Annotated in this window: 14 protein-coding genes and 2 pseudogenes; 12 read left to right on the top strand and 4 right to left on the bottom strand. The window is 27.7% G+C overall.

Annotated features, from left to right (window positions below; all coding sequences use genetic code 11):
* Positions 1-2: 2 nt before the first annotated feature.
* The 9 genes from BST83_RS14890 to purD all read left to right on the top strand — a co-directional run bounded on the left by BST83_RS14890 (position 3) and on the right by purD (position 9,756).
* Entirely contained in the window at positions 3-662 is a 660-nt protein-coding gene (locus BST83_RS14890; RefSeq protein WP_104810467.1) for a class I SAM-dependent methyltransferase, read from the top strand.
* 91 nt (positions 663-753) lie between these two features.
* Positions 754-1,563, top strand: a complete 810-nt coding sequence (locus BST83_RS14885) for a glycosyltransferase family 2 protein (protein WP_104810466.1) — start codon at positions 754-756, stop codon at positions 1,561-1,563.
* Positions 1,529-2,533, top strand: coding sequence for a glycosyltransferase family 4 protein (locus tag BST83_RS14880; RefSeq protein ID WP_104810465.1), 1,005 nt, complete (start codon positions 1,529-1,531; stop codon positions 2,531-2,533). Before BST83_RS14885 ends, BST83_RS14880 begins: the two co-directional genes overlap by 35 nt.
* A 492-nt stretch (positions 2,534-3,025) precedes the next feature.
* The gene (locus BST83_RS14875; protein ID WP_146092178.1) at positions 3,026-3,922 is read left to right on the top strand and encodes an O-antigen ligase family protein; all 897 of its coding nucleotides are present in this window, start codon (positions 3,026-3,028) and stop codon (positions 3,920-3,922) included.
* 64 nt (positions 3,923-3,986) lie between these two features.
* Positions 3,987-4,148 carry a DUF1972 domain-containing protein gene (locus tag BST83_RS20815; RefSeq protein ID WP_240614780.1) on the top strand — a complete coding sequence of 54 codons (162 nt, stop codon included), beginning with the start codon at positions 3,987-3,989 and terminating at the stop codon, positions 4,146-4,148.
* A 32-nt stretch (positions 4,149-4,180) separates the two neighbouring features.
* On the top strand, positions 4,181-5,083 hold the full coding sequence (locus BST83_RS14870) for a DUF1972 domain-containing protein (RefSeq protein ID WP_240614779.1): 903 nt from the start codon (positions 4,181-4,183) through the stop codon (positions 5,081-5,083).
* Entirely contained in the window at positions 5,061-6,275 is a 1,215-nt protein-coding gene (locus tag BST83_RS14865; protein WP_104810463.1) for an O-antigen ligase family protein, read from the top strand. The genes BST83_RS14870 and BST83_RS14865 overlap by 23 nt, the downstream gene beginning before the upstream one ends.
* Positions 6,272-8,398: an exopolysaccharide biosynthesis polyprenyl glycosylphosphotransferase gene (locus BST83_RS20810; protein WP_240614778.1), complete on the top strand. Its 2,127-nt coding sequence runs from the start codon at positions 6,272-6,274 to the stop codon at positions 8,396-8,398. Before BST83_RS14865 ends, BST83_RS20810 begins: the two co-directional genes overlap by 4 nt.
* A gap of 83 nt (positions 8,399-8,481) precedes the next feature.
* Positions 8,482-9,756 (top strand): phosphoribosylamine--glycine ligase, encoded by a 1,275-nt coding sequence (gene purD / locus BST83_RS14850; RefSeq protein WP_104810462.1) that lies wholly within the window; start codon positions 8,482-8,484, stop codon positions 9,754-9,756.
* Positions 9,757-9,765: 9 nt separating this feature from the next.
* Here the strand turns inward: purD and BST83_RS14845 are convergent.
* Together BST83_RS14845 and BST83_RS14840 are read right to left on the bottom strand one after the other, a co-directional pair.
* A pseudogene (locus BST83_RS14845) lies at positions 9,766-10,805 on the bottom strand (sensor histidine kinase).
* Between the two features lie 10 nt (positions 10,806-10,815).
* Positions 10,816-11,511, bottom strand: coding sequence for a response regulator transcription factor (locus BST83_RS14840; protein ID WP_104810461.1), 696 nt, complete (start codon positions 11,509-11,511; stop codon positions 10,816-10,818).
* Positions 11,512-11,738: 227 nt separating this feature from the next.
* Between BST83_RS14840 and BST83_RS14835 the strand changes: the two genes are divergently transcribed.
* The 3 genes from BST83_RS14835 to BST83_RS14825 all read left to right on the top strand — a co-directional run bounded on the left by BST83_RS14835 (position 11,739) and on the right by BST83_RS14825 (position 13,881).
* Positions 11,739-12,743, top strand: coding sequence for a T9SS type A sorting domain-containing protein (locus BST83_RS14835; RefSeq protein WP_104808326.1), 1,005 nt, complete (start codon positions 11,739-11,741; stop codon positions 12,741-12,743).
* 104 nt (positions 12,744-12,847) lie between these two features.
* Positions 12,848-13,564, top strand: a complete 717-nt coding sequence (locus BST83_RS14830; RefSeq protein ID WP_104808327.1) for a 3'-5' exonuclease — start codon at positions 12,848-12,850, stop codon at positions 13,562-13,564.
* A 17-nt stretch (positions 13,565-13,581) separates the two neighbouring features.
* The gene (locus tag BST83_RS14825) at positions 13,582-13,881 is read left to right on the top strand and encodes a type II toxin-antitoxin system RelE/ParE family toxin (protein ID WP_104808328.1); all 300 of its coding nucleotides are present in this window, start codon (positions 13,582-13,584) and stop codon (positions 13,879-13,881) included.
* On the opposite strand, the gene BST83_RS14820 is transcribed toward BST83_RS14825, so the two are convergent.
* Both BST83_RS14820 and BST83_RS21720 read right to left on the bottom strand, forming a co-directional pair.
* Positions 13,861-14,157 carry a hypothetical protein gene (locus tag BST83_RS14820; RefSeq protein WP_104808329.1) on the bottom strand — a complete coding sequence of 99 codons (297 nt, stop codon included), beginning with the start codon at positions 14,155-14,157 and terminating at the stop codon, positions 13,861-13,863. The genes BST83_RS14825 and BST83_RS14820 overlap by 21 nt on opposite strands.
* A 99-nt stretch (positions 14,158-14,256) precedes the next feature.
* A pseudogene (locus BST83_RS21720) lies at positions 14,257-14,457 on the bottom strand (ABC transporter C-terminal domain-containing protein); the annotation flags it as partial.
* Positions 14,458-14,557: the final 100 nt, after the last annotated feature.

Here is a 14,557-nt window from a genome sequence, read left to right as displayed (position 1 = left end):
ATATGAATTACGAAGAAAAGTCAAAAATTTATTATTCAAATATTAGACACGATCTTATTGCGTTTTTTGATGAAAGAAAATATTCAAAAGTCCTCGAAATTGGAGCGGCATATGGAGAAACTCTTTATTATTTAAAAGAAAAATCTCTTGCAGATGAAGTTATAGGAATTGATTTGTTTGAAGACCAAGAAAATAAAAACAATTACAAAAAAATTGATAAATTTATTTTTGGAAATATAAATGAAATTGACCTTTCTGCGTATAATAACTATTTTAATTTTATTTTGTTACCAGATGTGCTTGAACATATTTACGACCCTAAAAAAACATTGAGTATTGTTTTGGATTTACTAAAAGAGGATGGCGAAATTTGTGTTAGCATGCCCAATATACGTCATTATTCAGCATTTGTTAATATATTTTTAAAAGGTGATTTTAAGTATGATGAAATCGGAATTTTTGATTACACCCATGTTCGGTTTTATTGTAAAAAAAACATACAACAATTGTTAGAATCATCTAATTTCCAGGTTATTAAATCAGAGGGCTCTATTAGGAATTTTAAAGGTAAATCATTTGCTAAAACGATCAACAAGCTGACTTTTGGATTGTTTGAAGAATTTTTATCAACGCAGTATTTTTTTATGATTAAAAAGCGATAATTATCATATTTATAAAATCAGAAATAATTATCTGTGTTTCCCATTTAGACCTTCTTAAAAGTCTTAAAAGAACCAATTAAAATATACGTTTATGTCTTTACCTAAACTTTCAGTAATCATTGTAAATTATAACGGACTACCTTTTTTAAGGGATTGTTTTAATTCGTTAAAAAATCATTTAGTTGGAATCTCTTATGAAATTATTGTAGTTGATAACGATTCAAAAGATGAAAGCTGTAACTTTATAAAAACAAATTTTCCAGAAGTAAAACAAATTGAAAGTAAGATAAATTTAGGGTTTGGAAAAGCGAACAATTTAGGGGTACAAAATGCATCCAGTGAAACTATTTTGTTGCTCAACAATGATACCATTCTTCTTGATAATCTACTTCCTGCAATTGATACTTTATATTCTAAGCCAGAAAATGGAATTGTCGCAATTAATATGGTTGATGCTACTAAAAAATACATTTGTGCTGTAGGAAGATTTCCTTCTCCATTAAGATTAATAAAAATTTCATTTTTAAATGACCTAAGGAAAGAGTTTAAAGTAGGTCATTTTGACAAAATAGTATACGAAGCGGATTGGGTTTCAGGATCATTTATGTTAATGCGAACAGCAGATTATAAGGCTGTAAACGGTTTTGACTCCGATTATTTTATGTATGTTGAAGATGTTGATTTGTGTAAAAAAATGAAAAATTTAGGCAAAAACTGTATATTTCAATCAAACCTGAGCTACATTCATTTTGTTGGTTTTAATCAATCAAGAGAAATAAATTTAATTAAAGGTTATAAATTATATAGTGAGAAGCATTTTAGTTATTTAAATAGTATTTTAGCCAAAATTTGTTTGAAAATTAATTATGTCTACAAAAAAAACTTTAAAAATATTCGTTGATGGGTATCTGTTAAATAAAGAACATCAAGGTACAAAAACCTACATACGAGAGTTATATAAAGAGTTTTCAAAGCAAAATAAAGATGTATTAATTTATATTGGATGTTTTAAAGATATAGCTTTAGAAAAAGAGTTCTCAACATTTAGAAATATAAAGTTTATCTATTTCAAACAGTCAAGTAGGGTTTTAAGGATGTTTTTTGAAATTCCAAAAATTATTTCTAGTAATAAATTTCAATATGCTCATTTTCAATATGTAATTCCTTTTATAACCACAAAATCATGTAAATATATTGTAACAATTCATGATATCTTATTTAATGATTTTAAACATTATTTTTCTGTTACCTACAGATTAAAAAGAAATTTTTTATTTAGATATAGTGCAAAAAGAGCGGATTTTTTGTTAACCGTGTCAAATTATTCAAAAGATAGAATTAGGTCTTATTACAAGCTAGATACGAAAGAGATTTTAGTTACGCCAAATGGAGTTAATTTCGAATATTTTCAAGAATTCAATAAAAATAAATCAATTAAATATATTGAAGATAAATTCGGAATCAAAAATTATATACTTTATGTAAGTAGAATTGAGCCTAGAAAAAACCAACAAAGTTTGTTAAAAGCTTTTTTAGAAATTGATTCAGAAGATATTCAACTTGTTTTTATAGGAGTTAAATCAATAAAAAATAAAGAATTTGATGCTGTTTTAGATAACATGAATTCAAAATATAAAAGCAAAGTTCATGTATTGCAAAATATTTCTGACAAGGACTTATTCTTTTTTTACAAAGCTGCAAAAATATTTGCATATCCATCTTTGGCCGAAGGTTTTGGAATACCTCCCCTTGAAGCTGGAGCTTTAAAGATTCCAGTTGTTTCATCAAATAAAACATCCATGAAAGATTTTGATTTCTTTTCTCCAAATTTAATAGATATTGATAAATTTGATGCTTTTAAAAAACGTTAAAGAATGTTTTAATCGAAAAAAATGAGCTTCACTTAAATGAAGTTCAAAATGCAATTAAAAAAAGATATACTTGGAAAAAATCATCAGATATTATTACTGATATTTTGAATAATAATGTAAAATGAATCGAAAACTAAATAAGCCTCATTAAAAGGTTTATTTATTGTTGATTTTAAAATAATTTTGTAGTAAAATGAAATCTTTTTAAAAATAAATATTAATAAAACGTATTTTGCTTTAAGTTTATTCTTGTTAATTCAAATTTCAATTTTTGAAGTTCATTATGGTATTTTTCTTTTATTAATTTTTATTTGCTTCTCAAAGGTTTCTAACAATTTATTGAACATCCTTTCATACCTGCTGATTATACTTTTTATCACTGTTATTTCATCGTTTTTTCAAAAACCTACCCTCTATAATTTTATTAAAGATTTTGCCTATTTTACTAAGCCTATAGTAGCTTTAGTAGCAGGATATTTATTGGCAAAAAAAATGTATGACTTTTCAAGTTTTTTAAGGGTTTTCATATATTTAACTACTGTTATTTCAATTTATCACATTGTTTCTATTTTAACTAGTGTGGATTTTTCTTCGGCATCAGTTAGCAAAATTAGAACGATTGGTGGAATTTCTAATTTGGCTGAAGTGGTTGTTTTAACTATTATTATAAGCTCTTACAAATTTAACTTTTTAGACGTTATTGAAAACAAATTAGTAAAAAAAATAGTTTTCAGCATAGTCTTAGTGTCGTTTTTTCTATACTTTTCAAGAACAATGGTCGTTGCTTTAATTATTTTATTATTAGCTGTTTACGGATATGTAAAAATTACCTCAAAAGGACTCAAATATGGATTGCTTGTTTTTTCTAGTTTTCTGTTGTTTTATATTTATTTATTTAACGCAAATATTCAACGTGAAAAACCAGGATTAGAGTCATTTTTATATAAAATGAAAATCGCTCCTTCAGAGATATTTACACCTGTTAGGAATATTGACCCCAACAATCATGCGTATCTCTGGGATCATTGGAGGGCATATGAGGCAACATTAGCAATAGATCAAATAAACACTCCCGTAACTTTTTTTATTGGAAAAGGAGCGGGTTCTATGGTTGATTTAAAATTTAAAGTATATCTCGGAGATTCCGAAATGAGATATATCCCAGCAATTCATAATGGCTATGTAAATATTTTTTTTAAAACAGGTATCATAGGGATTGTAATTTATTTACTTTTTCTTCTAAATATTTATTTATTTGCATACAGTAAGCATTCATCTCAAAAAACAAGAACAATAAATAATTTAATTGCTGGTTTTGGTATTTATTTTATATTTTCTTCGCTAATTATTGGGGAATATATAATATTGAGGATTTTTATATGTTTATAGTTGGGGCATTACTGTTTTTTAGAAATGAAGTTGAAATTGAAATTGAAATTAATTTGGTAGAAGAATGAAAATAGGAATTATTGGCACAAGAGGTATTCCAAATCATTATGGTGGTTTTGAGCAGTTTGCAGAAAATTTGGCAACTTTTTTAGTAGAAAAGGAGTGCGAGGTTTACGTCTATAATTCTTCTAATCACCCCTATAAACAAACCGTATTTAAAGGGTAAATATTATACACTGCAATGATCCAGAAAGTAAAATGGGCACGATAGGACAGTTTGTGTATGATTTAAATTGCATTTTAGATACAAGAAAACGAAATCTAGATATTATTTTACAATTGGGGTACACGAGTAGCTCCATTTGGTCTTTATTTTTCCCTAAAAAACCATTAATTATTACTAATATGGATGGTTTAGAGTGGAAAAGAAGTAAGTATACTTATTTTGTAAGGGTTTTTTTAAAATATGCCGAAAGGTTGGGTGTAAAATATAGTGATTTTCTGATTTCAGATTCTGAAGGAATAAAAAAATACATAGATAACAAATATCAGAAAGACTCGAAGTTTATAGCATACGGCAGTGCAGTAGTTTCCGAAATTGATGAAAGTGTACTGGCTAAATATAATTTAGAAAAGTTAAATTACAATATGTTAATCGCTAGAATAGAACCAGAAAATAATATTGAAACCATATTAGACGGCGTAGTTCTAAGTGAAATAACCAGTCCTTTTTTGGTAATTGGTAATTATAATAGCAACAGTTTTGGCAATACACTAAAAGATAAATTTAAAAATCAAAAAAACATTAGATTTTTAGGTAGTATTTATAATAATAATGAATTAAACGCTTTAAGACATTGCTGTAATCTTTATTTTCACGGACATTCAGTAGGTGGTACAAATCCATCTTTATTAGAAGCTATGGGTTCTGGGAGCTTAATAATTGCACACAATAATATCTTTAATAAGGCAGTTCTTAAAGAAGATGGATTTTATTTTTACACGCCAGAGGACGTTAGTTTTTATTTAAAAAATAAAAATAAAGAAAACGAGAGTCTAAAAGTTGAAAATAATAAGTTAAAAATAAAAGACCAGTACGATATTAATAAAATAAATAACACCTATTTTACTTACTTTCATGAATGCCTTTCAAAAAATTAAAAACTACAATATTTTTGAGGTTTTACTTGCCTTAATTCTAATAACAATGCCTTTAGGGTTTGCTGTTAATAGCATTTCAATAATTTTATTTTTATTGATAACAATATATTCTGCAATAGTTAAGGGGTTTAAATTAGAATTTAATACATTAAATATATTATTTTTAGGCTTCTATATTTTATGTTTGTGCTCTTTGTTTTGGACAAATAATCTCGAAACCACTAAGGAAGGTCTTATCCGATTTTTATCCTATTTAACAATACCCCTAGCCTTTATTTTAAATAATACGAAGATTAGAAGTAACGTTGTTTTTAATGCATTTTCAAAATCATTAGTTGTGAATGGGGTTTATGCTTTAGCACTAGGTGTCTTAAAAGCTATCCAAAATAAAGATATTGGTTATTTGTTTTACCATAAATTAAGTAATAATTTAAGCAACATGAATGCAATTTACCTATCTGTATTTATGAGTTTTGGAATAGCCTATTTCTTAAATAAAAAAATAAAATCGAAACTTGATGTTTCTTGTATTATATTTTTGAGCTTGTTTTTAATCTTATTATCTTCAAAAACAATTATAACAATTACCTTATTTTTATCTTTAACTTTAATTTTTAAAAAGTTTAAATTCAAAAAGATTAGTTTACAAAACAAGGTAATTATTGTTGTTGGTTTTTTGGTTTTATCAATAGCATCTTTAAATTTTTTAAATAGATTTAAATCAGAATTTGATACCACTAAAATAGGTGAGGTTTTACATAAAAAAGATTTCGGACATGTATATCTTTGGTCAGGATTAGGTTTAAGAATTTTTCAAATTAAAGCCTTTACGGAAATTTTAGTTGAACAAAACAATTTTTTCTTAGGTTCAGGATTAAATAATTCTCAAAAGAGTTTAAATGAAAAATATTTAGAATATAATTTATATCCAGATTTTCTTAATTATAATTATCATAATCAATATGTACAAATTTTTGCTGAACTCGGTATTGTTGGTTTGGGTTTACTCTTATTAATTGCATTTTTAATTTTAAAAGATGGCATTAAACATAAAAATTATTTTTTAATATCTTTTATTATATTGATATTAGTGGTTTGTATTACAGAATCATTTTTGTGGCGACAAAGAGGAATGGTTTTTTTTATTACAATAACTTTACTATTTAATCAAAGAAAAAAATATTCTATTTGAAACAGAAAAGATCCACACTAATTAGACCTATAATAATCGTTATTGATTTATTTTTAATTAACGGTGTAATCTTAATTGTTTCAGATTATGAGTATTTAAATTCCCCCTTTTTATTATATATTATAATTTCATGGTTATTTATTGCGTATTATACAAAATTCTATAACGTATATAGATATACGCATATTACAAGGTTAGTCACATTAATAGTATCACAGTTTTTTATTTTTTCATTAGCATACCTTAGTTTTTTTAGTCTTTTTAGAGAAGGAGAGGTTATTGATAATCAGTTGGTTATCTATCTGATGATTATTTCCGCAATAATTTTTTTTAAGTTTTTTATTTTCTTTCTTCTAAAAAAATATAGATCTGAAGGTAAAAATTATAGGAATATAATTCTTTTTGGAGGTATTAATTCTGCAAGAATGCTAGAAAATTTATTTCACAATAAAAATGATTTGGGCTATAAGTTTTATGGTTTTTTTTCTGATAAATCATTTGAGTCAAAAAAATATCTTGGTTTGTTAAAAAATGGATTTAATTATGTTTTAGATAATAAAATTGATGAAATTTATTGCGATTCATCACAAATTTCTGAAATCTTTTTAATTAAAATAAGGCAATTTACAGAGAGTCATAAATTAGAATTAAGGCTAATACCAAAAAATAAAGCTATCTATAGTAAAGGTTTTATTTTAGAATATTTTGGAACTATACCTATTTTAAAACCAAAGCCACTGCCTTTTGAAAGAATTGAAACTCATCTAGTAAAAAGAATTTTCGATATTTTTTTTGCTTCAATTACGTGTTTAATTATCTTATCCTGGCTGCTTCCTATTCTTTGTGTAATTATTAAATTTGATTCAAAAGGTCCGTTATTTTTTAAACAAAAAAGAGATGGCTTAAATGGTAAACAATTTCTTTGTTACAAGTTAAGGTCAATGAAGATAAACAGTGAATCAGATAAAGTGTCAGCGTCTAAAAATGATAAGAGAATTACAAAAATTGGTTTCTTTTTAAGAAAATCTAGCTTAGATGAGTTACCTCAGTTCTTTAATGTGCTATTTGGAGACATGAGTGTAGTTGGACCAAGACCCCATATCAATATTCAGACTAAAAAGTATGAAAATGAAGTTAAAAACTATTTAGTAAGAAATTCTGTAAAACCAGGAATTACAGGATTAGCACAAATTAGTGGTTATAGAGGAGAGGTGGTAAAAAAATCTGATATAGAAAATAGAGTTCGTTTAGATATCTTTTATATAGAAAACTGGTCTTTTTTTTTAGATATTAAAATAATAGTACAAACTTTTTTAAATTTTTTAAGAAAGAAGAAAAAGCTTATTAAAATAATGAATGAAAAACTAGTATTAACATGTTCAATAGTTCTTTTCGAAGAAAGCTTATCGGATTTGCAGAAAACAATAGATTCTTTTTTGCAAATGCCATTTAATAAAAAACTTTATTTAATAGACAATACTTCAACTAGGTTTTTTGAACATGTATTTGCAGATAAAGACATAGAGTATATTGCTGTTGAAAAAAATGTTGGGTTTGGTTCCGCTCATAATAAAATTATAAATAATATTAAATTTCTTTCTAAATATCATTTAATTTTAAATCCAGATGTTTCATTTGAAGAAAAGGTTATTCCAAATTTAATTATTGAGTTAGAAAAAGATAAAAACTTGTCTATGATAGCCCCAAAAGTTTTGTTCCCTAATAAAACTCATCAATATTCATGTAGAAGATATCCTTCTTTACAAGAATTGTTGGCAAGAAGGTTTACTTTTTTAAAATCGATATTTAAAAAAGTTATTTTTAAGGGCACTTATAGGGATAGAGACTTGAATGAACCTTTCTTTGCAGAATACATTACAGGTTGTTTTCATCTTTATAAAACAGACGATTTTGTAAAACTAAAAGGTTTTGATGAACGGTATTTCTTGTATATGGAAGATGTAGATATTTGTAAAAAAATAGACATTCTAGGGAAGAAAAAACTATACTATCCAAAAGAAGAAATTATTCATGTATTGAAACAAGGTTCTTCAAAAAGTTTAAAACTATTTTTTTATCACCTTTCATCTGCCATCAAATATTTTTTAAAGTGGGGTTTTTAATTAAAAAACAAAATTGACATTCTTTATAAATTGAGTATCCAAAGAATTTAAAATATATTTGCAGACACATCAACACAACAAACATGAATGTACTTATTTTAGGTTCTGGAGGCAGAGAGCATGCTTTTACTTTAAAATTATTAGAAAGCAAGAAAATTAATCAAATTTTTGTAGCTCCAGGAAATGCAGGAACTCATAAAATAGCAACAAATTTACCTGTCAGTGTTTCTGATTTTGAAGCGATTAAAAAAGCTGTTTTAGAAAACGATATTAAAATGGTTGTTGTTGGTCCAGAAGTGCCCTTGGTAGAAGGGGTTCACGACTTCTTTTTAGCCGATAATGAGTTGAAAAATATTTCTGTAATTGGTCCTAAAAAAGATGGAGCTTTATTAGAAGGCTCAAAAGATTTCTCAAAACAGTTCATGCAAAAGCATGGAGTGCCCACAGCGCGTTATAAATCATTCACAAAGGAAAACCTAACAGAAGGTTTTACCTTCTTAGAAACATTAGAACCTCCTTTTGTTTTAAAAGCAGATGGTCTAGCGGCAGGAAAAGGTGTGTTAATTCTGAATTCTTTATCCGAAGCAAAATCCGAATTAAGAGAAATGGTTTCTAACCATAAATTTGGCGAAGCGTCATCTACAGTGGTTATCGAAGAGTTTTTAAAAGGAATAGAATTATCTGTTTTTGTGTTAACGGATGGTAAAAACTATAAAATTTTACCATCAGCAAAAGATTACAAAAGAATAGGTGAAGGAGATGCTGGTTTAAATACTGGCGGAATGGGTGCAATTTCTCCCGTTCCGTTTGCCGACGAAGCTTTTTTACAGAAAGTGGAAGAATTAGTTGTAAAACCTACAATTGCTGGTTTACAAAAAGACGGAATTGATTACAGAGGTTTTATTTTTATCGGATTGATGAATGATAATGGTAATCCTTCTGTGGTTGAATACAACGTAAGAATGGGAGATCCAGAAACGGAAGTTGTGTTGCCAAGAATTGAATCTGATTTATTTGAGTTGTTTGAAGGAGTGGCTAATCAAACTTTAAATGAAAAGTCGTTTTCTGTAAGCGATAAAATAGCAACAACGGTGATGTTGGTTTCTGGTGGATACCCAGAAACGTATGAAAAAAATAAAGAAATTATAGGTTTTGATACCGTTCATGAATCTATTGTTTTTCACGCAGGAACCACTATGAAAGAAAGTAAAGTGGTTACAAGTGGGGGCAGAGTGATGGCTGTAACTTCTTTTGGAGATACGATAGAAGAGGCTCTAGCAAAATGTTATAGAAGCATCAATCAAATCCATTTTGATAAAATGAATTATAGAAAAGATATTGGTTTTGATCTGCTATAAATTTTAAAACTATCTTGCTTTTTCAACCGTAAAAGAAAATTCTGAGCCTTTGTTGTACGTGCTTTTTAGCAAGATGTTTTGGTCATGGGCTTCAATAATATGTTTTACAATAGAAAGACCCAATCCAGAGCCACCTTGTTCTCTAGACCTACTTTGATCAACTCTATAAAAGCGTTCGAATAAGCGCGGAAGGTGTATCTTTTTAATGCCTTCGCCGTTATCTATAACTTTAACGATAAACTTTTGATTCGTATAACTTTCTGCGCCAACAATAGTTGTTCCGTTTGGTTTTCCATATTTTATAGAGTTCACAATTAGGTTGATAAGCACTTGTTCTATTTTTTCAACATCAGCTTTTACAAAAACAGGGAACTCATAAACTTTATCAAATTGAAGTGTAATATTTCTTTTTTTAGCTTTCATTTCAAACAAATCAAATACATTTTGGATGAGTTCAAGAATATTAAAAACTTCGAAATTTATCTTCATACCATCATTTTCCAATTTGGAAATCATGTCTAAATCTTTAATTACAGCTACTAATCTTTCTACACCTTTATTAGCTCTGTCTAAATACTTCATGCGTATTTGTTTGTCGTTAACGGCACCTTCCATTAAAGTTAAAATATAACCTTGTACCGTAAAAAGAGGTGTTTTTAATTCATGAGCAAGGTTTCCTAAAAAGTCTCGTCTAAAGGAATCTCTGTCGGTTAAGCTTTTAATTTCCAATCGTTTACCTTCCACGAACTTTTCCATTTTTTTAGAAAGTATTTCTATATCTGTTGTGGCACTTTCTTTTTTAAGATCCTTTACATTTAAGAATGAAATATCTTCATATATTTTTTTAAACGACTGTAAATAAAGTGTTCTGTTCTATATTGGATGATGAAAAAAGAAATTAGGAAAAAAGAAAGTATAGAAATAATAATCGTAAAAACACCAAAGTATTCGCTTATTATAAAGTAGGATATTACACCTATAATTACAGAAAGCGATGTTAAATAAACTGCAGACCAAAGAGCATATGAATATGTTTTTTTTATTTTCAAAATTTGTTTGTTAATCTGCGCCTTCTAAAACAAATTTATATCCAACTCCTTTTACCGTTTTAAAGTGGTCATCACCAATTTTTTCACGAAGTTTTCTAATGTGCACATCAATTGTTCTGCCTCCAACAACAACTTCATTTCCCCAAACGGTATCTAAAATTACTTCTCTTTTAAAAACTTTTCCCGGTTTAGAAGTTAGCAAAGAAAATAGTTCGAACTCTTTTCTTGGAAGTGCAATTTTTTTGCCTGCTTTATAAACAACATATTCATCTCTATCAATAACAATATCACCAATTTTAAAAGTTTCCTCACTTTCTGTTTCGGTTTTTAGTCTCCTTAATAAAGACTTTACCTTACTTACTAAAACTTTAGGCTTAATAGGTTTTGTAATATAATCATCTGCACCAGCTTCAAAACCTGCAACCTGAGAATAATCTTCGCCTCTTGCAGTAAAGAATGTAATAATTACATTTTCTAATGATTTAATTTTTCTAATTTTTTCGCAAGCCTCAATGCCATCCATTTCTGGCATCATGATGTCTAATAAAATTAAATGGGGGATATTTTTTTTCGCAATTTTTATAGCTTGCTGGCCATTTTCGGCAGTAAAAACTTGATATCCTTCATTCTTAAGATTATACCCAACTATTTCTAGAATGTCTGGTTCATCATCAACTAATAAAATTTTAATTTCACTTTTATTCATAATCTTTTTGAATGTTGAATATCAAAAATACAGATAATTCTAGTATAAAGTTAGGTTCTTAACAATCATTTAATCTTGGCTTTTTTAATTTACTTTTAAATAACATAGGATATTCTAAAAAAAAGGCAGTTACTTCTATTAAATTAACAATTAATTAATGGGTTGTTAATCAGTGTAAAAGTTAATTATTTGTTATATTTACAGCCAATTCAAAAATCAAATCACACATGAAAAAAAACTACATTTTTACTTTATTGATTGCACTTTGTTTAACGGCAGTTTCTTTTGGGCAAGTATCTCTTCCTCATTATGATGGGTTTGATTATACTGTAGGAGCAGATTTAGGAGCTCAAACAAATTGGGAGAATTTTAGTGGTACTGTAAATGAAATTGATGCAGTATCAGGGAGTCTTTCCTATGAAGGATTAGAATCTTCAACAGGTAATTCAGTTTATTTAGAAGGATTGTCGTATGACTCTCAAATTTTGTTTTCGGAAGTTACTTCTGGAGAAGTTTTTTCTTCATTCATTATTAAAGTTACAGATATATCTAAAATGACTGATTATACTGATGGTGGATATTTTGCTATGTTTGCTTCGGGTACAACTTCTTTTAATGCTCGTTTATGGGTACATCCTGCTACTAATCCAGTGGCAAGTACTTTTAATTTTGCAATAACTAATGGGAGCTCAGGCACAGGTTTTGGCTCTGATTATAATGTAGATGATGAAATATTAATTGTGATGAGTTATAATACAACATCAGGGGTTATGAATGCTTGGATTAATCCTTCTTCTTCAGATTTTGAAGGAAGTACAGCTCCTACTGTTACATTAACAGATACAGATGCAACTCCCAATGCAACAAATAGATTTATTTTAAGACAAGATTCTGTTGATGAAACACCAGGAATGATTATTGATGAACTTAGACTTGGAACAACTTGGGCATCAGTTACACCAGCTGCTGCTGCTGCATCCGTAAAAAACAATTCAATCGAAGGTTTTGCAACCTATCCAAACCCAATTACAAATAATAGATTTACTATTTCTAGCAATAGCAATGGTAAAAAAGAACTTGTTATTTTTAATGTTTTAGGTAAGAAAGTACTTTCATCTAGTTTTTCTGGAGTAAAATCTACTATTGATGTGTCTGCTATTTCTGCGGGAATCTATATTTTAAAAGTTACAGAAGCGGGTAAAACAGCTTCTAAAAAGTTAGTAATTAGATAATATCTTACATTATTACATAAGTATTCTTATTTTAAAAGCTCCAAATTAATTTTTGGAGCTTTTTTATTTAGTATCTTTATCTTGGAAAAGAAAAATAATTTGCTATGAATCTTACCTACAACATAAACGATATCCTTTTTTTAGATATAGAAACGGTGCCTCAAGAAGAAAATTGGAGTTTACTTTCTAAAAGTACTCAAGAACTTTTTGAAAAAAAAACACAGTACCAAAGAAAAGATGAATATACTGCTGCACAGTTTTATGAACGTGCGGGGATTTGGGCAGAATTCGGAAAAATAATATGTATTTCCGTTGGCTATTTTGTGGACATAAAGGAAGTGAAGCAATTTAGAATTACCTCTTTTTTTGGAGATAACGAACACCAACTTTTAACTGATTTTAAAGTGTTGTTAGATAAACATTTCGCTAAAAAAGCGAATGTTTTATGTGCGCATAATGGTAAAGAATTCGATTTTCCTTTTATAGCTAGAAGAATGATTGTGCATCAAATAGAATTGCCTAAAAAACTAAATTTATTTGGTAAAAAACCATGGGAAATTCCGCATTTAGACACGCTAGAGCTATGGAAATTTGGTGATTACAAACATTATACATCACTAAAGTTATTAACTTCTATTTTAGGAGTTCCCTCGCCAAAAGATGATATTGATGGTAGTGAAGTTGCAGGTGTTTATTACAAAGAAAAAAATATTGATAGAATTGTTACCTATTGCGAAAAAGACACCATTGCCGTTGCACAAATTTTATTACGTTTTAATAATGAAGCCTTATTAAAGGACGAAAATATTATTCGAGTTTAGTTGAAAACAATTGTATTATGAGAATTGTATGGAATCAAAACGCTTTAGATAGTTTAGATAAAAATATAAATCATCTTAAAAAGAATTGGTCGACAGATGTACTTGTAAATTTTTTAGATATTGTAGATGAAAAGGTTGAGCTTTTAAAAACTTACCCTGAAATGGGAATAATTTGTGAATTCAAACCAATATTTCGTCAATTGGTCATTACAAAACACATTACACTATTTTACGAAGTAGAAACTGATGAAATTTATTTACATTTATTTTGGTTAAATTTCAGCGATTCATTAGAATTACAAATGCTTCTTTCGTAACATTTTCATTGCTTCACTGTGTTCTATTATCCTACCTGCTTTTTTATCTGCATTAGATTTTTCTAACTCCATTATCAAAGCTTCACTAGGAAATAAGATTTTTGAAATTGTAAAAACCTCATTCGCGGTAAATGTTTTAGTTTTTAATTTTCGGTAAAAAACTTGTTTTGACATTCCTAAATTTTGGTAAATAAAACTTATCTTAAAAGGCGAACTGTCTAAATAGTCTTTTAATTCATCTAAAAAAGTATTATATTTTGATACTATTTGTAGCATATTTTAGTATATTTTTGTGTTGTTATTAACAAATATAGTAAATATATTTAATACAATTAATTTAAAATATGCGATTTTTATTAGAGTTAAATAGAGGTTTTAATCTTCCTGTTTCATAGAAAGTTCAAACCAGCGCTCTTCTTTTTGTTCAATTGTAGTGATAATTTCTTGTAACTCTTCAGATTTTTTTGCAATATCATCAGGCTCAATCTCTACATTTAAAAATTGGTTCTCGATGGATGCTTTCCTTTTTTGAAGTCTTTCAATTTCTACTTCTAAAGCACCAAATTCCCTTTTTTCATTAAAAGTTAAGGTACTTTTGGTTGCTTTCTTTTCGGTTTTTTCAACGACTATTTCTACAGGTTTCTCATCTATTGTTTCAACAGGATCAGAACTATCA

It is taken from the genome of Polaribacter filamentus (assembly GCF_002943715.1).
Classification (GTDB): Bacteria; Bacteroidota; Bacteroidia; order Flavobacteriales; family Flavobacteriaceae; genus Polaribacter; species Polaribacter filamentus.
The sequence above is the reverse complement of the archived record's forward strand: the minus strand, read 5'-3'. Positions and strand labels throughout refer to the sequence as shown.